Genomic DNA, 23,485 nt, shown 5'->3' on the forward strand with positions numbered 1-23,485 from the left:
TCTCAAAGTATCGCATTAATGGCTATTAGTTATCATATTGTTACGGTAAACAATTACCATAAATAAGTTATACGCCAATTAACTCCTTTACCATTACTCTCTGGACTAAACCGTTGCCCTTCTATATTAGAGGCTATTAATGCCAGTTTAGAAATGGCGAAATCTCCGAAGTAAGTATTGACGCCGACTTCATAAGTATCATTAACGTTGCCAGAATCCAAATCACGTAAATCGGTCCAGTTAAATCGCATGTACCATTCCCAACTAATATCAGAAGCAGGTTTTACTGATTTCAATTTCCCTTTTTTATAGCGTAACTTAGTATCATCAGCAAAAAAACTACTTTGAATATAACCGCCATGCAAATACCCATCTCGTCCATCTATGTATGTTACTGACTGATTAAAAAGCTCTGAAATAATGGTCAACTGACTGGATTGAAACATCCACTCCAATCCTAATAAATTGGATTTATCAGCGACAAATTCAATACTTCGATATACATTATCTGCAGTCACAAAACCACCTCGATCCTTTACTTCAAATACCGACTGGTTAAGATCCCTGTGAGAAGTCGCAATACCAAAGTGCATAAACGTTGTGTCACTCATTGTTAAGACGGTCGTTAAACGACCAGTTAATGCATTAACTCGAATATTATCTATTTCATCTTGATAGAAACCAAATTCGCTGGTCCACGACTTTTTATTGAAACTCCAGGAGAAACCTAAGTTTCTTCCTGGTGAAAAAGCATTGGTCGATATTGAACGTTCCGCCGCATGCACCTTGGTAATTCCGGTCAATCGCTCAAACCCGAACGGTTCTTTTATATAGCCCAGAGTTATCTCAGTGTTTTTTAGACCTCTATATTCAAGATAAACATCACCAAACTCTGTTTCATAGTCATCTTCATTTTGTTCAACTTTACCTTCAATCTGTGCTTTCCAGTTTTTATTGAAGTCAATATCAATGCCCAGTTTTCCTCGTCGCAACACCAACTCTTGTTGACTCTCCCCTTCCCGATTGTAGAATCCATTAAAAATTTCTGCACCAAGAATTATATCACCATCTATTTTTATAAAAGACTTTTCCTTGTTATTTTTATTATTGTCAACTCTTTCCGGTTCAGCGTATGCGACCGATAAGCTCGTTATTAAAACTCCATATAAAATATAATTGTTAATCACTGTCTTTTCCCGCTGCATAGTGAAGCCTTAAAATAGCTGTGTCCTTTAGAAAGTTAATAGAAATAATTTTAACTCTAATAATATCAAGTCCCGTTCGTTCTCTGAGATCACTTATCAATAGACTTTTATTTTCTGGTTTAATGTTAGAGATAACATCATACTCAACCTCTTTTTCTAGAAATGCGGGAAGCAACCAGCGAGTTTCCAGAACAAAAGCTACAACGATGATAAAAATATTCAACCCGACGAGCTCCCAGTGTTGAATTTTCCCAACAGCTGATAGCAGAGCAATGGTGATAACCAAAAATAAATAGGTCATATCTTTAATGTCAATGGCTTCTGTTCGATACCGAAGCATTGAAAATATAGCAAATAAGCCAAACGCAAACCCCATCGAAACATCAGCGTTATGCAGCAAACTGGTCACCAAAAAAACACCAATGCCAAATAGAGTAAATGCTGCGGTATTATTTCTATGCTGTGAATAATGAAAATAACAACGAACGAGAATAATAATTGATATGGAGGATATCGTTAGCCGCCATAAAAAGTCAGAATCGAACACCTTTACCTCCCTTGATATATAGTGGATAACATTTCTTGATTATCTTCTGTGCTAAAATCACGGTTTAGATCCATATCGGATCTAGTTTCCCCGCTTACTCTTTCATGCTTCATTGACTTGATTCTATTCAATATTCGTTTGAACCGATTAATCTTAATATTTCCGGTTTGAGTTAAGCCAGAACCGATACAATACTTACTTAGAGACACTTCACGAAACCCACGTTTTCTAAGTAATTGGTAAGCGAGAGAATCCTTGGTATTTTTCTCTCTTTTCACCTCAACAATGACATTATTGGTTAGTTGGTGTGATTTGAAATTTCTTAATGAACCAAATGAAACATTTAGATCAATGGTGACACGCTCTTTATCAACCATACTCATTAAAGTCATTCGTTGATATTGAATATTTATTGACGGTTGCAATAAAGAAAGTTCAACTGGACAGACGTTCGAGATCCATTCGTCTAATGAATGTATCGCTGTTTGAGCAATTAGCGACCGCCGGCTCTTGGTACATACTCCCTTATTGTCCTTCTTTTTTACTTCCAGATACCGAGCACCTGTCGAAAGGTAGTGACGGACTCGTACTTTGTATCTTGAATAGGCGCCATTATGATGCATATTATAAAATTTCATATCCGATGTATCAAAATAGGTTGAGTTGTATAAAAACATGTAATCTTTATTTATAGCCAACAAACTGTATTGCTTTGAAAGCTCACTTAAATATGAGCTCAGTATATCGAGTGGCAATAAGAACTTACTTTCCTGCCTTTTCATCAGAGCAGCTTTATTTTGCTGCTCCAAGTTGTGTTTTTTAAAATTCGGAAGAACAATCATTATTCAGATACATTTTCATTAAATTCAATATTACCATCGATATGTAAGTTAATATCGGTTTGATTTTCACCTATAAAAACAGATTCGATAATGAACTCTCCTGTTCCACCAAGAGCTATTGTTTTAACGCCCATAGGTAATGACTCATCAACCTCGAACAAAATGATATTGTTGGCAAAAGCATGAAACTTGTGAGTACCTTCAATAAACTGAGGTTCCTCAATAAAAGCTTGTAATACGTAAGGTTTATAAAAGTCATTGCTATCTGCACCAATCATCAAAATGCTCATCACAGCTGGATTAGTTAACTGCTCCTTCTGAATTACAATGCTATCCACATTTAAACTCGCTAAATTTATACTTGCATTAACTTGATGTCCCGAGGGAAGTGTAAAGCGGAACTCACCTGTATCAGTACCATTATTCGCTACTGCGTGTGCAGTTAAGTTATACTTAACAGGGGCCTCACAGTTAAGAGGCTCATCTTTTAACAATTCAGGTTCACTACCAATATCTTGTCCGGTTATGGCTAAGTTAAGACGTTCTCGTTGTGATATAGAAACTGAAGCGTCGTCTGTTGATACATCGGAGCCATTAATAAAACGCAATAAAGTTTCAAGATTTTCGGTCGGCGTATTTGTCAGCTGAGCGATACGTTTAGCTTCTAAAGTTAACGCTTCTTCATCCCAATATAAATTCATAAATTCAGTTAATGTTTGAATATATTGATTACGATACATCTCAATGGAATAAAGTCGTTCAGCCAACCTAAAATTTCGATACACAGGTCCCGTTCCGGGTCTCGTAAAGTGAATAGGAGAAAAGCTTGCGTCAGCGCCCCACGGAATAAAATGAAACTTATTATCAATAGGAGAAAAGTAAATGTAAAAATTATTCGCATTGCCACTGGCTGAATCCCAATGACCAATTAATGTTTCAATAGCCCAGAATGAAATGAATTCATCAATATCAATAACCTGTTCGACCTCTTCAACAAAAGCTTCATTAGACAGAGAAAATAAGTTAGAAATACGCGTCAAATCACTTCTATCATTTTCACGTTCATTAGTTTTCTTTTCAAATTTGTCATTTAAGTACTCACCAAAATCGGCCAATTGCGCTTCATATAAATTACCTTCATCGTTACCAAAAGCCCTTTCCAAAAATGGTTTTTTAATAGGTTCAACATGAGTATAAACACCAAAGTCCTCGCCATTTACGGTCACTCGGGCAAAGTTGCATCGTGGTGCCTTTATTCCTGCTGCATCGAACATCGCATAAGAAAGACATTGTCTGGCATTCGAAACATCTTGGCGATTATTATTTAATGTCATTCGTTTCCGATTTTGATAGGTTTGCCCTGAAACACGATCGTCAAAATCGATTTTCAGTGATGGTCGAGTCGGGCTCAACGATCCCAAAAAGCCTTTTTTTCGAACAGTAACCTTCGGTACGGTGACACCATCGATGACGACCTTGGCCTTAAATTCTGTGTATTCAAATTCAGGAACGCAATCTCGAGAAGCGCTGGCTAGCGTTCGCCCTTCACTCTTCAGTTCGGAAAAATTTTTCTCGGACATAAATATTTCAATATTTAGTAATCGATCTTTTTCGAAAACATCACCATCTCCACCAAGGTTTTGTCCGGTAGCCTGCGAACTCTCGCCTTCAGTGCACCCTGCCAACAAGACGGTTATTGAAGGTATCAGAATGATAATTTTGGTGATTGAACTTAATGCCTTTAATATTTGATACATATTCATAATGGCTTCCATTTTTTTGATTGTAGCAAGAAGTATTACGAGGATATGACAATCTGTATGTAGGAATGTATGACAACATTAACCCAATAAATAAGAGCAAATACGATCATTCACAAAAACTTATTTAATTCAAATTTGGGATGCAAGGATGATGGCTTAGACGCTCATTTATTGCTGTTTCATTTCATATACGAGATCCAGCTCAATCGCATTTGAAAGTTCTAACTTTTTGTTTAGGATGTTTTCCAAGTCTTGTACGTCACGAATATTAGAGTTTCCAATAACAATCCACTGTCGTCTGCCGGCATTTTTTGCTCGATATAATGCCAGATCGGCAAGCGCCAAAAGTTTTTCCCATCGGGGTTCTTTTTCTCGAGTATTAAAAAAAGGAAAAATGGTTCCACCTATAGAACAGGTTACCTGTATATAAAGACCATCTCTTATTTTATAAGGCTCTTTATTGACTTCGCTTAATACGCGGCTGGTATAGGCAGCCACTTCATGTTTATTTTTTACTCTTCCAATTACAATGAATTCTTCTCCTCCCCAACGAGCAAGCAGATCGGTTTCGCGAGTTACATGGCCAAGTCGAGAGGCAAATTCAATTAACACTCGATCACCTGCATCATGACCGTAGTTATCATTAAGGTCTTTAAAATAATCGATGTCGATGGCAAGAATAGCGAGCTTTTCTTCCGAGTGTCGATCGCGCTCACGGAGCACTCTAGCTAACTCTCGTTCAATATTCTCATTCAAATATGAACGATTACCTATCTTTGTTAATGCATCAATATAACTCATTTTCTGATATTGCTGAGAAAGTTGATGCTTGGCTCTGAGTCGTCCCCATATAATGAGTATGATAAGCACTGCGAATACAAGTGATGCAGCCAACGCTTGATTTCGGTAAGTAAGCTTCAATTCAGAAAGTCGATTTTTTTCTTCGAGAATCATGATTTCCTTTTCTCGAAGCTTCGCATTATTTCGCTCTTGCTCAATACTTAATATCGTTGTTCGCTTATCATTAAACGTTTCACTTAACAAATCGGCGTACTTCTTTTGATATTCAAGACTCTGCTGATAGTCACCATTTCTTTCATGCACCCAACTTAATTCTCGCAACGTACTAAGCGCTTTATCAGTCTTGTTATTCTTTAGATAATAATCAAGCGCGGCAACGTATAAATCTAACGCATCGGAATATTGATCTTTTAAAACTAATAAATACGCTTCTAGCTCTTCTACTTGCTTTTGATAACTGTCTTCATTTCTATTATTAATACTTTTATAAAGACGCTCCAAATAGACTTCACTTTTATCCAAGTTACCATCATCCAGATATAAATACGTTAACCAATATAAAATATCGCTTTGAATTCTGGGATAGGATTCTATACGAGGATCATTTAAAGTGTTTAGTAAACTTGACTCGACCTCATCCCTAATCGATTTGGAACGAACAGAGTGCTTATTGTTCGGTAACTTTTCATAACTGCTCTTACTTAATAGATACCCCGCTTGATTGGCAATGCCATGAAAGTATCCATACATTGACTGTGTCTCTTTGGCGATGTCAATGGCTCGACGATTATAATTAATTGCTGAATCAATATCGCCAATAGAAGAATAAACAGTCGCCAAATTACCGTAAATAACAGCAATTTCATCGGTCTGCTTGGCTTTCTCATATATTTCGAGAGCCTTACTAAATCGTCTTATTGCTTCATCGTAAAGCCCCAAATCACGTTCGGCAATCCCTATTAGATTTAATACATCAGCAACATCGGTCATCGTAAAGTCATATTCAATCGTCAGTGGATCCTCATCAAACTTTAACGACTCAATATCAATACTATTGATTAGAGCTTCACCCCGCCGTTTTATTAAAATAGATTCAAGTTGATAAAATAATCGAGTGACTTCGAGTTTCTCAATAAAAAGCTTATTTTGTGTTGAGGGAAATTCCTTATTGTAGTCATAATATTGACTTAACCATTCTTGGTAAGCTCGATATTGCTGAGAATAAAGTAAATTCAAACCTCGAAAATAAAGCGTTAGACCAATTAACTCTTTATTTTCAACGGCTCTTGCTTGTTCAAACAATTGCTCCAATTGTCGGGCTTTTTCTTTTGCATCGCTCTTTTTATTTCGAATAACTTGATTGAATTGATCGTACAAGCTTAAACCTGTCAAATTCTCGGCACTATGTATCTTTAGCCACCCTAAATGGGAGACGATGATCACTGCAATTATTAATCGGGAACTCACTCTCAACAGACTAACCTATAAATCGAATCATCAAACTCGATAAATTCATAAGATATTGGGCATTATTCTCAATTGGTTGACACCTTCGCCATGAAACAGGCAATAAGCTTTGAACAAAAACTAAGTTTTAGACTAAACCAACACCATAAATTGTAGACCATCTCCCTATTTTCACCCGAAAAACAGCCAGTTAGTGAGTACGACTTGAAGGAAAATTCATACGACGCCACGGAGCTCAACCAATAATCGACTCTAAGAACCACTTGAGAAGAACCTCAAGTGCAATGCCGTATGTCAACTAACCCACATAATCAAATATTGGCGTTAATTATGCATTGAGATTTGCGACATATGTCTGATTTTTGACCATGTCTATTTGATACATTCTCGCCATACAGATGCTTATATAGCGGTTCAGGCATCTATAAGACGAGTAGAAATTAGTATATACAAGCTAACAAGGAGTCTGCGGTGTTTGCCCAACGTTACGCAATTAAACAATATATGAAACATTTGCCGGAATTGTTAACCCAGCTTTTCGGAAAACAAGCTCATTACTCACAAATTCAGGTGAGCCAAGCTGTCGAATACGCAGGTTTAAGTGGACGACACATTCACTACGCCTTTCTTATTTTTGCTGACAAAAAAGCCATCATCCGCGAACTGAATCTATCGCAAGAAACGGTTTCTCATATGGTTAAAGCCATTGAACACGTCAGTCGTGGCGACGCAATTGATGCTTTAGCAATCAGCACTTTTGAAAATGCCAATTCTTCAATGATGAATTCGACGTCTTCTTACAAACAGTATTATCGAGGGTAAACGCTTCGCGTAAACATTTCCAAATAGCCAATGTATTATCGCAAAGGTAGGAATAGACAAATCACGGCACAAATCTGATGTAATATAGGATAGTGACTGATAGCTAGATAACAACTTGAAGCTTTCTAAATTCTTTACTGAGAGCGGTCAATTTAAACTTCCCTGCTTCTTATTTTCTCTTAACCTCTTTTTCATCTATACTACAGCTCTGTAACTTCATAGAAGTACAAAATCTTATATTGAAGGATTCATTGATCCGAAAACTCAATCGAATACAAACCAACCATATCTATCATCATGGATCGTTTTTGAGCATTATCCTATGAGACCTGAAAAAACAACATTAGCGTCAATCGATCTAACCCCAATTGACCGAGAGCAACTGTGTAACTACGAACTATGGGCGCAAGACTTTTTTACCGATACCAACGCGATTGAAAATCCTTATTTGGATATCACGCTTCAGCTCGATATAACTCAAGCAAGACTATGCTACGAAGCTCAATCCATTGGTACTTTTACTGCGTATTTATATTTTCATTTAATACAGGCTTTAAAAAAACACCCTGAATTTTTTTATCGGAAAATCAACAATCAATGGATGAAGGTTGAAAACCCTCCTCTCTTTTATCCCATTGCTCGCGGGAGTAAACGAGACCGTTTCTATGAAGCACTAATTCCTAATGTATTACAATTGAGTTGGCCTGAATTTACCCAACTTTACCAAACAGAAATTGAAAACAGTAAATTGAATACCAACTTAATTGGCAATGAGTTATACACTTACACTTTATTTATTGGTAACTTGCCAAATCTTCCCTTTACCGGTTTAACCATGCATGTAAATGATAGAATTAGTTGCCAACCCTTTTTCTATTTCGGTCAGCGCCAGACAATAGGTAATCAACTATTCGTAAGTTTGTGCATTAAATTTCATCACTCATGTGTGGATCCTTACATTATCGATTTATTGATTAAAGATTTTCAACGGCAGTTTGAAGATTGAATCGATATTTAATATTAAAAGGCTACTCATAAAGTAGCCTTCTTTCGCATGTATTTTAAGCAAGTAGTAAGTATTTATCTTACTGCTCTCAATCCTACATAAATATCGTTATTTTCGGTATATTCAACTTTTATGTAGTAGCGTGTGTACCGATTAGAAAATCGAATCGATTCATTAGCGCCGGGCCGATCCGAAATGACATCCCAATCATCTGTGGATGGCTGACCATCAAGTGGTCCACCAAAGGGATCTGCGGCTCTTAAATAAATCGTTGCATCGCCTTGCCGACCTGTGGTGTAAACTTCGTAATTCTGAGTATCACGTGTATAAGGTAAATCCACTTGATAGAACTTTACTCGTCGAAATTGAAGCTCTCCTCCGGCATGGCCTCCAATTAATTCAAATTCAGAGCCAACACTTAACGTTTCCCATTGCATGTCGCGAATTCGAATCGTTCGACTTACCGAGTCTGACTGCCCAGCAGCATTAGTAACGGTAAGAGTCGCTCGATAATCACCTTGACGAAAATAATGGTGCGTTGTGTTTGCAGCTGAAGATCGCGTACCATCACCGAAATCCCATCGATAGTCGACAACGTCAAGATCAGAGCGAGTATTATTCATAAAGGTTACATCGTGACCATTCATTTGAATAACATAGGAAAAATCGGCTTCTGGTGGCTCAGGCTCAGCTACTACCGTAACTGTTTTCGAATAAGTACTTCGAAAGCCATCGTTATCGACTACCGTTAATGAAACGCTGTAGGATCCCTCAGAAGCATAACGATGGGACGGATTTTGTGAGTTTGAATGGTTACCATCTCCGAAACTCCAGGACCAAGACTGAATATAACCATCGCTATCAGTACTAAGGTCATTAAAATCGACAGTTTGGTAATCAACAGAATAAGTAAATTCAGCCTCTGGTTTAGCTACAACATTGATATCCTTTTGGATCCATTGACCATTAAACTGGCGCCCCAAACTGTCCCCTGTCATTTTTGCCTTTATTTGCTTATTACCGGCTGTTGAATAAATGTAATGAAAGGCGTCGCCAGAAGGAGAAATTGACTTCGATTCTTGAGCACCATCATCCCAATCAATTAACAAATTAATAGTATTAGTAAATGGGTAACAGCTTCGCGCTGAAAAAGTTACAAAGTCTCCTTCACTTGAAAACTCATCGGCAACATTAATGACAGGATCAAAAATGTTCGAACCACCATCAATAAAGTCTTTGAAGTAAAGTGACTTTCCATACAAGGAAACATTGTCACAACCACCCATAGTATCTACAATCCACGAAGAGCAACTTAGCAACACCGACTCATCGTCACGTTCATCCCAACCACCTAAATTGCCCAAGTCGACAGGATAAGTACTTTCTCGATTAATTAATCTAAATTTGTAATACATATAAATTTCTGCGGCAACATCAATCATTGACGCAGTAACTTCTTCATTTCGACCATCACCGTCAGCATCACTGCACATATTGCCAAAATAACCGTAATAGCGAATAGGTATGGAACCCACAACACCAACTTCAACCTTTGCAATATCGATAAGCCCCCAATATAGATCAACCGCTACATCAGCTATCAACTTTATATAGGGTCGTAAAGTAACATCAGCAATTAATTCAAAGTTTCGTTCAGTATTCGATGTAAATTCATACTCCACATCATTAACGTCTTTACGACAACCATCATTAGTGCAATGCCAATCAATATTTACATGGCCTGTCATCGGTTGCTCCACCTCAAATGCAGCTGAAAGTTTTGCATCCAGACTTACGTTATATTTTGCATAGACCTCCAGATCGACCCCGATTTCAAAAATATAAACCCACCAAGAATTATCATAACGTAACAATGGAATCTTTACATCTTCATCAAACAGCTTTTTATTAAATTCGTAGGCAACATTAGCTTCCAAGCCAATTCCGCTGCCCGCTAAATTAGAGTTTGCTCTGACACGAGTGTACAAATATTCAACTTTGTAGTAGATCCCAATACACTTGTTTTTTTTCATTTTATAATGAATATCAAGAATCACTGAACCATTAGAATTTAAATTAACGTTCAATGAACCCGTTACACCGTTTTGAGCAAAGTCAAAAACTTCACTCGATTGAGGCGTTAATACTTTTGAAATGGTCTTACTCTTATTCTTCCAAACTTTGTCACATAACCCTCGTTGTTCCGAATTTTCAGAAGCTAATGCAGCTTCAAGATCCAAAGCTATGGTAGTCTTAGCATTAAGTTCTCTTTGTGAAATTTCTGACCAACGACGGAATCCTTTATCGTGTATAATTTCATCTTTTAGAGATTGAGGAATATCAGAATCTCTTACACCCGCCAAGGAGTAAAAAGCGTAGATTTCCTTATCTTCCATGAGCTTCGGATGACTCAAACCTTCATCTTCAGAACTATTCGCTCGAAAGAGTTCATTGTATTTTCTTTCGTCTATTTTAAGTTTTAAGTAATCATTCCCTTGGTACAACACATTCATTTCATTTTCAGGGGTAATTTCAGCATTAGCTGACTGAACCGCAATCCCCATAAATAGAGCACCTAAGGCGAGTTTTAATTTTTTCATTGAATACTCCAGTAACTGATTTAGTCGTATATAAAGCGAACGCTCTGTACAAACAGCTCGATTCCGCAGTCATCGGAAGAGTATTCGGTCGAGGATGGCTAGAAGTAGTGCCTATGAGACAAACACTATGACAATGGAGACGAGTAGAACATAACAGACATCATTGGAAAAATATGACCGATTATTTCCACTCAAAGTTATTATTTTAATAAATCAGCCATTAATTAATTGACCTCGACTACTAGCAATATGCAATTATCAATCTATTATTTTATCGATATTCATCCAGCAACCATCCTTTACCATTCCTTTACTAATTATGGCAATATTCACACTATCTCCCATTGATATTTTTAGTTATTCACACAATAATTGCCGTAATTTAAGGAATGGAATTAATTAATTTACCAACCGCGAATTAACACAAAAAATAACGTTAAACTCGTCACAAAATTGGTCGGAGAACTCGATACCGATTCTTTCTCCTATCAGCAGATTGATATTGATTTTAAGGAACTAAATAATGAAATTATCAAAATTAACAGGAATAATTCTAGCAACCTCAATGACTTGTTCTGTGCTAGCAGACGACCGAGGCTGGTACGCGGGCTTAGATATTGGCTCCACTAGCTACAGCGAGCAAGGATTCGAAGACAGTGCATCAAGCGGAAGCGCACTAGGTGGATGGAAATTTAATAAATATTTTAAATTGCAAGGCAATCTTTATAGCTTAGGTGAATATTCGAGCAATAGCGATATTGTAGATTCAGTAGAAATGAACGGACTCGCAATTACGGCTATCGGGACGTTACCACTTGGAGAAGCCGGATTCGAACTCTATGGTCGTGCAGGCCTTAGTATTATGAATTACATACAAAACATTGCTATTGGCGACGATACATTTGAAAACAAATCCACAGGTGATGCTATCGTCACAGGCTTTGGTGCTACATTTACTCACCCCGGCTTCCAACGTCTGACGTTTCATGTTGGCTTTGAAAATTATTACTTTGAAACGACAAACTTTTCTTCATCAGATAACAATTCGCATTCAATAAATAACGTTGTATTAGGAGCCAGATTTAATTTCTAATATAAGAAAACTAGGCTGATCGAAAAACACATGATCAGCCTTTCTTTTAAATATGAACCGATAATCAATAACAACCTACTCCAGATATCTCATTCTAAAGCAGACCTCTTAATTCATTAAGCCAATAACTTGTCGTAGATCAAATTTCTACTTCCGTGATTTCGTTAGGATATTCCCACAGTTTAACTGAGCGAGAGAAGAAAACATGAAAATTGACCGTCACAGTCTAGCCATTGAATTGCCCGAGTATAAAGAGCAAATACATCAACTCAAAATGGAAAATGCCCATTTCAGCAAGTTATTTGATGACTATCACGAAATCGATCATCAAGTCATTCGAATCGAAAAAGGCATTGAAAACACTAGCGATGAATTTCTAGAAAAACTAAAGAAGCAACGATTGTCTCTAAAAGATCAATTATTTGATATGTTAAAAGCAGCCTGAAAAACTGAATTAATCCAATAACATTACTATTTATTAAGAATAAAAGATAGTAGAACTCATAGGTTTTGATTCTACTATCTTTTAAAATTGCGAACTCACTTAAAGCGGAAGTCAACTTCTAGTAATCATTCACTCTAAAGTAGCCGGCGCGACCGATACACTTTATCTTCTGACCTAGAATGTAACATCAACCGTTCGTCAGCACCTTCTCCACCAGAATAGTCCCAGCGAGTGTATTTAACACCTTGTCTCAAACGTTTATTTAATCGTCTACTTCACCAAGATTCGAATAATGTCATTTGCATTAAGCTTTTATCTTACTTATCTAAAATTTGCTTAGGGTAATTAAAAGCCGAAATAATAAAAGTAAAAACTGTAAAACATTAACCAAATAATGCCCCACAGAAAAACAACTCTAGTTCGATTCATCGTTTGAAATAATAGATTCGTTACCCATTTGGTAAAATAAGAGAGCAAAATAAAGCGAAGACAACGAGCAGGTATCGAGATTAATAGGAATAAAAGTGGGCTCAAAGATAAATTTGCAGATTCAACAGCAAATATTTTATAAGGAATTCCAACAAGAGGACCAACAAATAATCCTAACAACCCCTGACTCTCGATTAATTGCTGTACTTTTTGAATCATCAAACTATCAATCGCCGGGATGGATAGTAACAACTGATAGCTCGACTCATAATAATAAGCTCCCATGACAAACATTAAACATCCACCGGCTAAAGCACCGACTGTTGAGGCAACAATCGCGGGTTTTAATGGCTGATTTTTCTGGGTAGCCAAGTACGTTAAAAAAACATCGGGAACGATAAAAAACAAGGTTGCCTCAAAGAATCCCCATAAAGCAGCTATTCGTACCTTTAATCCCATGATGGGGCCTTAACCTTATCCTTTAATTGCTCAAATGTTTTTACTAAGGCATTTTGAAAATCGCGACGTTCTCCCCCAAAAAGCAAGGGAGGATGAAAAGCAATGTCACAAAAAAATGGAACAAGAACAAACTTTCCTTTGGGTAAAGCTTTACCAAGTCCATGCATATAAATAGGGTAGACAGGAACTTCTGGGCACTGACTCGCCAACTTCGCAATGCCAAACTTGAACTCGGTTAACTTTTCAGGTTCACCACGAGATCCTTCTGGAAAAAAGATCAATATTTTTCCATCATTTAATGCACTTCGACAATCCGCTAATGGATCACTCTGACAACTTTTCTCTCGAGATATCGGTAAAATTCCAATGATACTCTTTGCAAACCAGGCTTTAATTGGATTCGATAAAAAATAATCAGCTGCCGCAACGGGTTGCACCTGACTTAGAAGCCGTATTGGTAATAATGAAATAAGTACCATGGTATCTAAGTGACTGTTATGGTTAGCGACAATAATTCCAGGACCTGACTTAGGCAAACTCGGCAAGTTACGGTAGTTTAGCCCAATAATTATTTTGACCAAAGGTCGAACAATCACAATAAAAAATAAGAGTCTTAAAGTATGATTAATTAACTTCATGTTTTCGTCCTTAATTAAAACGCAGTGTAGCGAACAAAATGAAAAAACAATGGCGCCGTGAATGTTAGACTGTCCAGCCGATCTAAAATACCCCCATGGCCGGGTATCATTGCGCTGGTATCTTTAATATCCAGCTCTCTTTTCAACGCAGAAACTGTGATATCACCAATAAAACCTGCAATACCAATAATGGCACCCGCTAGAAATCCATACCAAGCTTCAAGTGGCGTTAAAAACGGTGCAACCAAAGTACCTAATAGCGCAGTAGTAAAAACACCACCAAGAAAACCTTCCCAGGTTTTGTTCGGACTAATATGTGGAACAATCGCTCTTTTTCCTAACGACTTACCCCACAAATATTGGGCAACATCATTTAACTGCGTTAGCAAAACCGTAAATAAAATCAGTCCAGGTCCTGAAAAAGAAGTTGTGTTAGCGTTGGCTTCTGTTGCAGGAAGAATCGTTAAAAAAGCCAAATGACTGATAGAAAATACAGTAATCATTAATCCCCAATGAATGCTTCCGGCGGCCCGTAGAAAGTGTTTTGTTTCTCCTAAAAGAACCAGCCGGAAAGGTATAAATAAAAGCATGTACACCGGAATGAAAATAATAAACATTCCATACCAACCAATACTGGCCCAATAAAACTGTAAGGGAATACTTAAGTAAGCCCAAAATAAAACACGGCGGTCAACTTTTCGTGTCGGTATAATTGAAAAATATTCTTTCAGCGCTAAAAAGCTGATAAAACCGAAGAAGATAATTGACGCCGTTACCCCGGAAAGTAATGCGAATGCAAACATAGCAACCATTACCCACCAAGAGTTAATGCGCTGTTTCAACTCAGTGTAATCATGTTCACTATTTTTCTTACGTAAAATATAACTAATTATGGTTGCTACAATTAGCAAACCAAGAATCACTACAAAAACAATAACGACAGGATTATCTGAAAAAAATAGATTAAACATGCTCAACCTCCTTGATAGCATTTCGAATTCTTTGCACGACAGTAATAACGGTTAATAAAGACAAGCAAAGGAAGGTCCAATTACCCCAATAAATTATGTCATTAAACAAATTGATCACAATAATAAATAAGCTAATGTAAAGCGCTCGGTCACTCTTTCCCATTGGACCATCATACCGACGGGAAGCTCCAATTTGAGGTGCGATTAAACCAACGACCTCAGTGATAATGAATAAAAATAATGTGACAAGAATTAATGTCGAAGACAGTTCGGGTATCAATAACAAAGGCAAAAACAAAACCACATCAGCAACGACATCGCATAATTCATTGAGAAAGCATCCTAAGTTGGATTTCTGTCCATGCTCTCGTGCCAACATGCCGTCAATCGCATTAAGCGCCATGCGGACCAACCAAATAACTGGCAATACCAGTAATTGAGTTAAATTAAATGGTGCTAGAAAGATAAAAAGGCTGGTGACTATAGAGAGTAGTAATGCGAATACGGTGACTTGATTCGCGGTCACACCGCAATTGGCTAATGTTTGAACCAAAGGACGTAAGAGCGATTGAAATCTAGGTTTAAGCTCATACACACTCATCATTGCTTTTCCTTAAATATTGTTGACTGAGAGCAAGATTAGCGTCAGATGATTAAAGAACAATGATTACGATACTTGTAGTCAAAAGGTATAACATTAGTACACCAATGCTATACTTTACTAGATGTAAATGGAGCTCTCGAGTGCCTCTATCAACTCATAGAATTCAAATAACAAGGCATTCAATATTCATTAAAAGGGTTTTAAATATGTGAGAGCATGCTCAGACACAAACAAAAAAGCCCCATTAAAGGGGCTTTTTTAATGTTAATACGGATAAAAAATCACTCAATATTTTTAACGACCATTTTATACTGAAAGCTCGTATAATTACCCGTGATTAAAAAGATAAATGCCGTCTTACCGTCCAGTGAAAATTTGATCTCTTGTGCTGAAACTTGATCTTCAACATTCAAATTTATCGATTCACCAATCTTAGGGAACGGACCTTGCTCCATCGATAAGTCGTGAATACTTAACATACCGTCTTCGTACATAGCGGCTTTCAAACCATCAGGAGTCGGTTGTGTTGTCGCTAAATATTGGTTATCGCTTTCGAGAGAACCGATATAATTTAAGTTCTCATCGTAAACGGATTTTCCATGCAACATTCGCGAACCGTCTGCATCAAATGAAAGATATCGACGTGTAAAATAATCTTCACCATTAATCAATACCGATTGAAAGCTATTCGTTTTCGAATAGTAGACATAAAGTTCTCTTGCACCAGAGATTGATGGACTCTCAGCCCAAATAAACTTATCGCGCAGAAGATTACTTTTAACGACAGGGTTGTGAACCGATGGTGCATTTCGGGCTGAAAACCAAGGATAAGAATAAAGTGTTGGCCATTGATTAGTATCAGCGACAAAAACTTGATCGTTATTCAACCACTCAATCATACCTAACGTTTCATAATAGCATCGTGGTTTACTTCTGCTTTCCAACAAACGAAGTGTTTGTGGCTCGTAATGTCTAACGATACAGTTCTCCGCCGTAACTAATAATTCACTTCCATCAGGACTGAGTGTTAATGCCTTCGCACCGGCAATATCAATATTCTGAATAAGCCATTCATCATCTTCAAAATAAATTTTTGCAGCAGTCATTACATTACTATTAGAGTTCCAAAATACTCCATAAAAAGCTTCATGCTCTTCGTCATAAACGAGGCTCGAAGGATTCCCCGGCAATTCAACAATAGCATCTGAGTAAGACAACTCGGGTTTTACGATAAATCGTCCGCCGGGACGCTCCAAATCTAGATTATTTGAAATTTGAATACGATAGTCACCTGGTGGCAATGCAGGACTGTTCAACTTAATTTGTTGATTGTCGATGATGATTGGATCTTCCACCTCGACTCCCGCAACCGTCAATTTGGCACTTTCAGTTAAATCGAAACGTTCACCATTAACAACAATATCAAACGACTGATTTTCGTAAATCACATAGGGTAATACATTCGATATTTGCGGGAAGCTAACATCAAGAATGACACGAATGCCTCGTACCGTTGGCTCAACATACTCGCCTTGATAGGTCACCGTCACCGATGTTTCATAAATATTATTTTCAAGCGTCGCCAGTTGTTCTTTAATCAACTCAAAAGAAGCGGTCGCCACTGTCTCACGATCATTACTTAATTTTTTAACCGATAGCCAGTTGTCACGACTCTCAATTTCCCACTCTAACAATTCACCGGTGTGCTCAAATGTAATCGTCTGCAACAATTCTTCTAAGTTGGTTTCGGCGGTGATATACCAGCTCACTTCTTCAGGAAGCAACAATTGCGGAGGCTCGAGTACGTACATGACTTCATAGACATACACAGCACCGGTATCAGAAACGATTTCAACATAGGCGGTGTACATGTTAGGTTCAAGATTTGCCGTATTTGGAAACAAGCGATACGTATTCGAATTATCATCTAAGACAATATTCAACCAGTCGCTTGTTTGCCCAGAATATCGAATCGATACTGAATAGGCATCTGCCGGAACATCACCGTTAAAAAACATGAGCGTTTCACCGCTGGTAATATTTTCGCTGCCACTTGCTTCAATAAACTCTTGAAAATGCGTTGTCAGCCCATTGTCAGGAAGATTCACTTTAATAGAAATAACGAGCGGATCGTTGTCAGAGTATCCATTATCATAATTCACAACAATATTTTCGTTTTGTTGACCGGACAAGTTCATTAAAGACTCATGGCTTAATTCAACTTTATAAGTTGAGACTCCGTCAGACTCCACTTCTCCTATTTTTATCCAATCGGCACTGGGAACAAAGTCTAACGGCATTTGTTTACCATTAAATTCAAAATTGATGGATTGAGAAAATGTGCTTAATGACAATTCGCCCTGCAAATCAAAAATCAGTTCTGATGGACCAGAAACCATTGGGCGTTCAACTTTGTAGTCAACGATTAATGTCGTTTGCTCACCATTTGCATAAGTGTGTTTTACTTTCGCCCTGTAAGTACCTTCCGATAACTCCGTGGTATTCGGTTGCAAATAATAGCGACCACCATCCAAGATTGTCGAAAGCCAATCTTCACCTTCAGTTTCATACTCAGTCTCAATTGAATCACCTTCATTTGCTGAGAGTATGGCATTACGATTTGTGACGACTTCTCTCTCAGGTAAACTTTCGGCACCCTCTCCTGTCTCGAAAGAAACAAAGGTCGGCATATTGCTATAGTCATAGAGAAGAGACTCTGCGTATCCATTATCAACGCGCTGTGCCACTCCAATTTCATCAACCAACCATAAAACAGTATCGATTGGAAAACTAAAAGACTGACCCGAGACTTTTGTACTTAGTCGTAAGTTGACTCGAATCTTTTTCGCATAAAATTCTCCGGTCGGAGTTTGGATATTCTCAGAGCCCAAAAATGTTACAGAGCCAGAATAAGACAAAGCTCGCTTCCCATATTTAGGTTTAATGTTTATCTTGCCCTTTCCATTAACGCGATTTACGTAACCAACAGACCAATCACTGGAATAGTACGTCACCGGCTCTGAGAAGACAGCATCAGCTTTGAATACTTGAGTTCCCGAATTCGTTGATGCAAGAATTTCGGGAATGTACAAGCCTAAGAATTCGATCGAACTTTCTGTTGTATGAAAATATTCTTTAGCACCTGTAGAGTATCGGAAAGGATAGACTTCATAGCCGGAAAGGTTGATTGGCGTTTCATTCTTTACCGTACCAAGAAAATCAGTGTAGACCCACTCTTTATCTTCACCGACGGGAAACAATGAAAAGTGCTTGTTCTCTTGGACTGATTTGCCACCGGAGCCACCGCCACAAGCAGAAAGAACAAATATTGAGCAAAGTAAAAACGTTTTTAAAGAAAATATCGCGCGCATGAACAAATAGTCCTTCAACAATCCAATGGTTGAAACATCCAAAACAAAATATCGCGCGATTGTATATATCGACCTGCGTTAATTCAAGAACCATTATTGTTACTAATCACTTTTTCCTTAGAGAAACGCTCGAATATTAACTTTCTCTTAAATTAGTGCTTGGTGAAAGGAAACTCCGTCATCGACTGATTGTTTTTTATCCGCTTTTTCTTTAATTAGGAGCGACAAAAAGACTTAAATCCTGTTGCTCGTCCCAATGGCGAATTTACAGCTCACGGAACGAGCGATTTTTACTGTTTAATTAATCAACAACTCGAAAGTCAGTTTCTGCTTCTAAGCGATAACTGTCATTAAAGAACAGTCGAGCTGAATAATTACCCGCCGGTAAAGCGTTAAATGTCGCAGAACCCCGTTTTTGTTGACGCAAATAGACCCAGGTAATGTATTCAGAATTGGATGCGCCTCGGCGGTAAAGCCCTATCCAATCGTATTCATCACCCGATGCGTTATCAAAACGAACCAGTATATTCTCTCTCGTTGAAAATGTTGTTTTATCCGTCGTCACGACCGGGTCTGTTTGATTTGCGGAAATCACCGTAAATCTTGCCGAAGCTTCAACCGTGTAACTGTCGTTAAAAAATAATCGAGCTTCATATCTCCCGGCTGGTAATGATGAAAACTGTCGCGCACCGCGAGTCGCGCCGTTCAAATACTGCCAGTCAAGGTACTCAGTCACCGGAGTTCCTTCGCGATACAAACCAATCCAATCGTATTGATCGCCAGAAGCACCACTAAATCTAACCTCTATATTTTCTGTATCTTCATAGGTTGATTTGCTTAGAGAAACTGAACCGTCTGGATCAGGATCGGGTCCTGGACCCGAACCACCATAAATTGCGGCGGCGGCTGCGATATCTCCATTAGACAGTTTTGTTCCATTTCCCATATAACGCGTGTCCACACCATCTTGCTTAGGCCAAATAGTGGTTGCACCGTTAATCCCAAACGCGGTAGTTCGATAATGCATGATCGAGCGATAATCATAAGTACCATGATTTTGCCCTTGACGCGTAGAAAACTTTTCAAAGTTGTATCGCATATCGCTTTGAATGTTGTTCCAATAGATGGTTACGTAGTTATCTCTATCCGTACGAGTTTGCTCGTGAAAAAATCCAACCGCATGCCCAAGCTCATGAACCGCAGCGCCACGTCCGCAACCCCGCGCCAAGTTTACAATTTGTCGGCCACCCTGCTTACCAATCCAGGAACTACAACCGCCGCCATTTTGAATGTAAATATAATCTTGTTGATTCGTGCGCGAAACAAATCGTACATTCGTATTTTGATGCCAATGATTAAATGCATACTGCATATCTTGACGAGCTTGACTCGTCAGGTTGGAAGCAAAAACATAAGGCACAACACCATTGGGCCATTTATAACCCGAGGATGGATATCGAATTGCGCCTAAAGAACTCACACCATCATCTTCTGGAAACTCTTCTCCAGTAACAATTTTTAAACCATGTTGCTTAAGATCACTGGTGTATCCCAGTATCATGTCACCCGAATAAGCAACGCCATCAACATCAACGACGGTAATCGACTCACCACTATCCGTAACCACTTCAAAAAGCTCTCTTCCTTTACTGCTATGCGCCCATAAGGAATCTTTGGTATAGCTCGGTTGTAAAGATTCGCTATCGACACTGACTTTTTGTGAGCTATTCACTGAAAAGCTCGATAATATAAATAAAACTAATATCAAACGATACACTGTACTCATGACATCTCCTAACTTAAACCAATACGAATTAAAAGCACTTTAAAATGCTACGAATACTACGGTTATTCAGAGTCTTTTGTTGCTACATCGAGTAATAGCATGGTTGGTAAACTTGACGAATTCAAATTAAATCAACAAGAAAATTATTGGGTAAAACGAAGCGAAAAAAGCCATTAAAATGTTCAAGTAATTTTTGTTATGCAGTTCATTAATTTTAATAATTTAAAATTTAATTTGTTATAAGCAATTAAGTTAAAAGATCAAATACGATCTATCTCGCTAATGATATTGATTTATTTAAAAATCGCTCAGAGGAATAGTAAAAGAACTATTTTTCTTATATACGTTATCGAAGATTTTTAAATCCATTGAGCTTTAAGCTTTGAGATTAAATAAAAACTTTCCTAACGAATTAACAAGTCTTGTCCAATGAGCATAAACTTATCGACAGTCTCCTTAAGTTCGTCGGAGGTTAATGCAGGGACACCGTAAACTTGGGTTTCACACTGAAAGAGCTTCTTAACTCGATTCATTAAGATTGAAAAGTCACCATCACCAGAAACCAGAACAATACGGTCAAGATCCCGCGCATGTTCCATAATATCGACCGCAATGCCAACGTCCCAATCGCCTTTGGTTGAACCATCCCTGCGCTGAATATAAGGTTTCAGTTGAACTTTAAAACCGATCGCTCGTAATATATTTTGAAACTGTCGCTGCTTTTCATCACCCCGATCGATCGCATAAGCGTGCGCCTGAACAACGGTACAATCGGCCGTAACCGCACGCCAAAATTTATTGTAATCAAAATGACGCTTATACGACTGCAAGCAGGTGTAATAAACATTTTGTACATCTACATAAACACCTAATTTCATCAGCAATTTCTCTTAGTAATTTCTATTAGTCCTATAGCGGCATTCATTCAATCGGCTTTCATGACACCGAATGCGACTACACGCTGTAGGCAATGCTCAACGAATGATCGGCCAATCGTCGCCGACAGTCTTTAATTGCCGCCTTAAAAAAGCCTCGAAGATGCTTATTGAGATGTCGCTTAACCATGCGCTTATCAATATCTTTCAACTGACAAAAAAGAGCCAATGCATAAGTTGCTTCATCTTGATTTAAAATAACTTGCCTTACCGGCGATTGCCCTCCACCACAACCGCCGCATCCTCCAGCTCTGGCGACAATGGCACTATTAGCAAAAACTATCCCAAAGCCCATAAATATTCCGACCAACTCACTCGCCATAGGCAAATAGTCTCGGCCGCCAGGTGGTAATTGGTTTGAGGCTCGCAATAAGTGATTCGATAAACCTTGAGCAAAGTGAGCAATAATCCCTTCTGGGCTTCGCAATTGCTGTGGATGAAAGGTGAATGTCAGTGTCGGATCGGACGACGCGGTCTCGGGCATTGAATAAAAAGGAGCAGAGTCGCCCGACACAGAAAAAGTTGGTGATGTTGTTGCAGTTATCGATTGAGAGCTGAATGTCGCAGTCGCTTTTTCGCCACGAAGCTGTCCATTCACGATGATGTTTCCTTGAGGTGGCACTTTACCTGATGTCTCAACATTCAATAATTGAGTCGGCCAATGCGACATACCCGCATAAGTCTTCACCTGTTTTAAAATTAAGTCTGCCATTCCATCAGCAGAGTTTTGTGCACCGGGAAAGTAATCGTTATTCGGTAATATAAGCCTCGTTTCATTATCAAATACATCTTTATCAAGGTGTTCTATCGCCCATGCAAAAGTATCGAAAATCCATTCGATACTTTCTTCATCGAGAAGCTGTTTATTGCGACCAAATAAATGAAACATGCTAGAAATCTTATACTATCAACTCAAATTTTCACTAGTATGGCAATACTACTACAAAGAAATATAAATATCAGAATAAACCAAGAAGTTTTACCTTCACACTCTTCTTCGCTTTCGGGTTTTCCGCCCCTTGATGTCGTTGACATGTTGCATAAAACCTTTAGACTGAACTCACCTTTAAGAATGCCTTCGATTTGAAGCTCTCTCGGCATCGACTCACCGAGCTAAACTGGCTCTCAACACTCACCAAGTCATTTCTAAAGCTAAATCACCTATTACTCATAGGTCCATTTAATCATTAATAGCGCAAAAATGGATTTAGCCTGCCACTAAGGTGTATTTATCATGAAAGGTATTAGCGATTTAAAGCTGGTTGGCATCGATGCGAGCCGTCCTCCGGTAATTAGAAAAGAGCCTTATATAGAATTGTATTTTAAACTCAATCAAGAAGCACCTCTCGATTGGCTTAAAGAGTTTAACGACTTTGTAAAAAATGGGCCTTACCCAATTAAAATTAAACCCGATGATAGTTCAACCATCGAAACCTGGGTTCGAACCTCTGCCGAAGTTAAGCCTGCCTTCAATGAAATAAAAAATGCGGTTCATACGTGCATTAAAACCTACGTCGACCGCGCTTTAGCACAAAAACAAACCGAGCAAGTCGAGACGGGAGTTAGCCTGAGCAAAGAACAACTCGAACTCAATAAAATCATCGAAAGTCTAGATTTTGATCAAGAAGAGGCTCGTTGATAAGTTTAATGTAAAAATCTCAATGCTTTGAAATTGATTAAATAAATGCTCAATTATTGTTC

19 protein-coding genes are annotated in these 23,485 nt (G+C 38.2%); 5 read left to right on the forward strand and 14 right to left on the reverse strand.

Features of this window, described 5'->3' with window-relative positions:
- Window positions 1-53: 53 nt before the first annotated feature.
- From FAX86_RS14295 to FAX86_RS14315, 5 genes are all read right to left on the reverse strand, one after another.
- Window positions 54-1,187 carry a porin gene (locus FAX86_RS14295; protein ID WP_164503593.1) on the reverse strand — a complete coding sequence of 378 codons (1,134 nt, stop codon included), beginning with the start codon at window positions 1,185-1,187 and terminating at the stop codon, window positions 54-56.
- Window positions 1,180-1,752: a DUF4956 domain-containing protein gene (locus FAX86_RS14300; RefSeq protein WP_144394117.1), complete on the reverse strand. Its 573-nt coding sequence runs from the start codon at window positions 1,750-1,752 to the stop codon at window positions 1,180-1,182. The genes FAX86_RS14295 and FAX86_RS14300 overlap by 8 nt, the downstream gene beginning before the upstream one ends.
- A gap of 2 nt (window positions 1,753-1,754) precedes the next feature.
- On the reverse strand, window positions 1,755-2,534 hold the full coding sequence (locus tag FAX86_RS14305; RefSeq protein WP_164503594.1) for a polyphosphate polymerase domain-containing protein: 780 nt from the start codon (window positions 2,532-2,534) through the stop codon (window positions 1,755-1,757).
- Between the two features lie 59 nt (window positions 2,535-2,593).
- Window positions 2,594-4,357 (reverse strand): CotH kinase family protein, encoded by a 1,764-nt coding sequence (locus tag FAX86_RS14310; RefSeq protein WP_144394120.1) that lies wholly within the window; start codon window positions 4,355-4,357, stop codon window positions 2,594-2,596.
- 168 nt (window positions 4,358-4,525) lie between these two features.
- Window positions 4,526-6,550: a tetratricopeptide repeat-containing diguanylate cyclase gene (locus FAX86_RS14315; RefSeq protein WP_144394122.1), complete on the reverse strand. Its 2,025-nt coding sequence runs from the start codon at window positions 6,548-6,550 to the stop codon at window positions 4,526-4,528.
- 546 nt (window positions 6,551-7,096) lie between these two features.
- On the opposite strand from FAX86_RS14315, the gene FAX86_RS14320 reads away from it, so the two are divergent.
- Together FAX86_RS14320 and FAX86_RS14325 are read left to right on the forward strand one after the other, a co-directional pair.
- On the forward strand, window positions 7,097-7,447 hold the full coding sequence (locus tag FAX86_RS14320; protein WP_144394123.1) for a DUF6559 family protein: 351 nt from the start codon (window positions 7,097-7,099) through the stop codon (window positions 7,445-7,447).
- A gap of 322 nt (window positions 7,448-7,769) precedes the next feature.
- Window positions 7,770-8,453: a CatA-like O-acetyltransferase gene (locus tag FAX86_RS14325; protein WP_144394124.1), complete on the forward strand. Its 684-nt coding sequence runs from the start codon at window positions 7,770-7,772 to the stop codon at window positions 8,451-8,453.
- Between the two features lie 74 nt (window positions 8,454-8,527).
- On the opposite strand, the gene FAX86_RS14330 is transcribed toward FAX86_RS14325, so the two are convergent.
- The gene (locus FAX86_RS14330) at window positions 8,528-11,053 is read right to left on the reverse strand and encodes a PKD domain-containing protein (RefSeq protein ID WP_144394126.1); all 2,526 of its coding nucleotides are present in this window, start codon (window positions 11,051-11,053) and stop codon (window positions 8,528-8,530) included.
- 523 nt (window positions 11,054-11,576) lie between these two features.
- On the opposite strand from FAX86_RS14330, the gene FAX86_RS14335 reads away from it, so the two are divergent.
- Window positions 11,577-12,146 carry an outer membrane beta-barrel protein gene (locus FAX86_RS14335; RefSeq protein WP_144394127.1) on the forward strand — a complete coding sequence of 190 codons (570 nt, stop codon included), beginning with the start codon at window positions 11,577-11,579 and terminating at the stop codon, window positions 12,144-12,146.
- A gap of 205 nt (window positions 12,147-12,351) precedes the next feature.
- Window positions 12,352-12,591: an HP1242/YdcH family protein gene (locus FAX86_RS14340; RefSeq protein WP_144394129.1), complete on the forward strand. Its 240-nt coding sequence runs from the start codon at window positions 12,352-12,354 to the stop codon at window positions 12,589-12,591.
- Window positions 12,592-12,936: 345 nt separating this feature from the next.
- Here the strand turns inward: FAX86_RS14340 and FAX86_RS14345 are convergent, their stop codons facing one another.
- The 8 genes from FAX86_RS14345 to FAX86_RS14380 form a co-directional block, all read right to left on the reverse strand.
- A complete protein-coding gene (locus FAX86_RS14345) occupies window positions 12,937-13,479 on the reverse strand; it encodes a hypothetical protein (RefSeq protein WP_144394131.1) in 543 nt (180 codons plus the stop codon).
- Window positions 13,470-14,117, reverse strand: coding sequence for a lysophospholipid acyltransferase family protein (locus FAX86_RS14350; RefSeq protein ID WP_144394132.1), 648 nt, complete (start codon window positions 14,115-14,117; stop codon window positions 13,470-13,472). Before FAX86_RS14350 ends, FAX86_RS14345 begins: the two co-directional genes overlap by 10 nt.
- Before the next feature lie 14 nt (window positions 14,118-14,131).
- Window positions 14,132-15,088 carry a phosphatidate cytidylyltransferase gene (locus FAX86_RS14355; RefSeq protein WP_144394134.1) on the reverse strand — a complete coding sequence of 319 codons (957 nt, stop codon included), beginning with the start codon at window positions 15,086-15,088 and terminating at the stop codon, window positions 14,132-14,134.
- The gene (locus FAX86_RS14360) at window positions 15,081-15,692 is read right to left on the reverse strand and encodes a CDP-alcohol phosphatidyltransferase family protein (RefSeq protein ID WP_144394136.1); all 612 of its coding nucleotides are present in this window, start codon (window positions 15,690-15,692) and stop codon (window positions 15,081-15,083) included. Before FAX86_RS14360 ends, FAX86_RS14355 begins: the two co-directional genes overlap by 8 nt.
- Window positions 15,693-15,973: 281 nt before the next feature.
- Entirely contained in the window at window positions 15,974-19,063 is a 3,090-nt protein-coding gene (locus FAX86_RS14365) for an IPT/TIG domain-containing protein (protein ID WP_144394138.1), read from the reverse strand.
- Between the two features lie 301 nt (window positions 19,064-19,364).
- Window positions 19,365-20,849 (reverse strand): M12 family metallopeptidase, encoded by a 1,485-nt coding sequence (locus FAX86_RS14370; RefSeq protein ID WP_144394139.1) that lies wholly within the window; start codon window positions 20,847-20,849, stop codon window positions 19,365-19,367.
- A gap of 404 nt (window positions 20,850-21,253) precedes the next feature.
- Window positions 21,254-21,727 carry a LabA-like NYN domain-containing protein gene (locus tag FAX86_RS14375; protein ID WP_342778960.1) on the reverse strand — a complete coding sequence of 158 codons (474 nt, stop codon included), beginning with the start codon at window positions 21,725-21,727 and terminating at the stop codon, window positions 21,254-21,256.
- A gap of 76 nt (window positions 21,728-21,803) precedes the next feature.
- Window positions 21,804-22,673, reverse strand: a complete 870-nt coding sequence (locus FAX86_RS14380) for a hypothetical protein (protein ID WP_144394141.1) — start codon at window positions 22,671-22,673, stop codon at window positions 21,804-21,806.
- A gap of 345 nt (window positions 22,674-23,018) precedes the next feature.
- On the opposite strand from FAX86_RS14380, the gene FAX86_RS14385 reads away from it, so the two are divergent.
- Window positions 23,019-23,423, forward strand: coding sequence for a hypothetical protein (locus FAX86_RS14385; protein WP_144394143.1), 405 nt, complete (start codon window positions 23,019-23,021; stop codon window positions 23,421-23,423).
- The last annotated feature ends 62 nt before the right edge of the window (window positions 23,424-23,485 follow it).

The sequence above is a fragment of the Pleionea sediminis genome (assembly GCF_007570825.1).
GTDB classification, from domain to species: Bacteria; Pseudomonadota; Gammaproteobacteria; order Enterobacterales; family Kangiellaceae; genus Pleionea; species Pleionea sediminis.

Bases quoted from the DNA above. Each gene is read 5' to 3' on its own strand.
- FAX86_RS14380 (WP_144394141.1), bottom strand. From the start codon at position 22,673: ATGTTTCATTTATTTGGTCGCAATAAACAGCTTCTCGATGAAGAAAGT.
- FAX86_RS14335 (WP_144394127.1), top strand. From the start codon at position 11,577: ATGAAATTATCAAAATTAACAGGAATAATTCTAGCAACCTCAATGACT.
- FAX86_RS14310 (WP_144394120.1), bottom strand. From the start codon at position 4,357: ATGAATATGTATCAAATATTAAAGGCATTAAGTTCAATCACCAAAATT.
- FAX86_RS14360 (WP_144394136.1), bottom strand. From the start codon at position 15,692: ATGATGAGTGTGTATGAGCTTAAACCTAGATTTCAATCGCTCTTACGT.
- FAX86_RS14345 (WP_144394131.1), bottom strand. From the start codon at position 13,479: ATGGGATTAAAGGTACGAATAGCTGCTTTATGGGGATTCTTTGAGGCA.
- FAX86_RS14325 (WP_144394124.1), top strand. From the start codon at position 7,770: ATGAGACCTGAAAAAACAACATTAGCGTCAATCGATCTAACCCCAATT.
- FAX86_RS14340 (WP_144394129.1), top strand. From the start codon at position 12,352: ATGAAAATTGACCGTCACAGTCTAGCCATTGAATTGCCCGAGTATAAA.
- FAX86_RS14365 (WP_144394138.1), bottom strand. From the start codon at position 19,063: ATGCGCGCGATATTTTCTTTAAAAACGTTTTTACTTTGCTCAATATTT.
- FAX86_RS14355 (WP_144394134.1), bottom strand. From the start codon at position 15,088: ATGTTTAATCTATTTTTTTCAGATAATCCTGTCGTTATTGTTTTTGTA.
- FAX86_RS14375 (WP_342778960.1), bottom strand. From the start codon at position 21,727: ATGAAATTAGGTGTTTATGTAGATGTACAAAATGTTTATTACACCTGC.
- FAX86_RS14370 (WP_144394139.1), bottom strand. From the start codon at position 20,849: ATGAGTACAGTGTATCGTTTGATATTAGTTTTATTTATATTATCGAGC.
- FAX86_RS14385 (WP_144394143.1), top strand. From the start codon at position 23,019: ATGAAAGGTATTAGCGATTTAAAGCTGGTTGGCATCGATGCGAGCCGT.
- FAX86_RS14350 (WP_144394132.1), bottom strand. From the start codon at position 14,117: ATGAAGTTAATTAATCATACTTTAAGACTCTTATTTTTTATTGTGATT.
- FAX86_RS14305 (WP_164503594.1), bottom strand. From the start codon at position 2,534: ATGAAAAGGCAGGAAAGTAAGTTCTTATTGCCACTCGATATACTGAGC.
- FAX86_RS14330 (WP_144394126.1), bottom strand. From the start codon at position 11,053: ATGAAAAAATTAAAACTCGCCTTAGGTGCTCTATTTATGGGGATTGCG.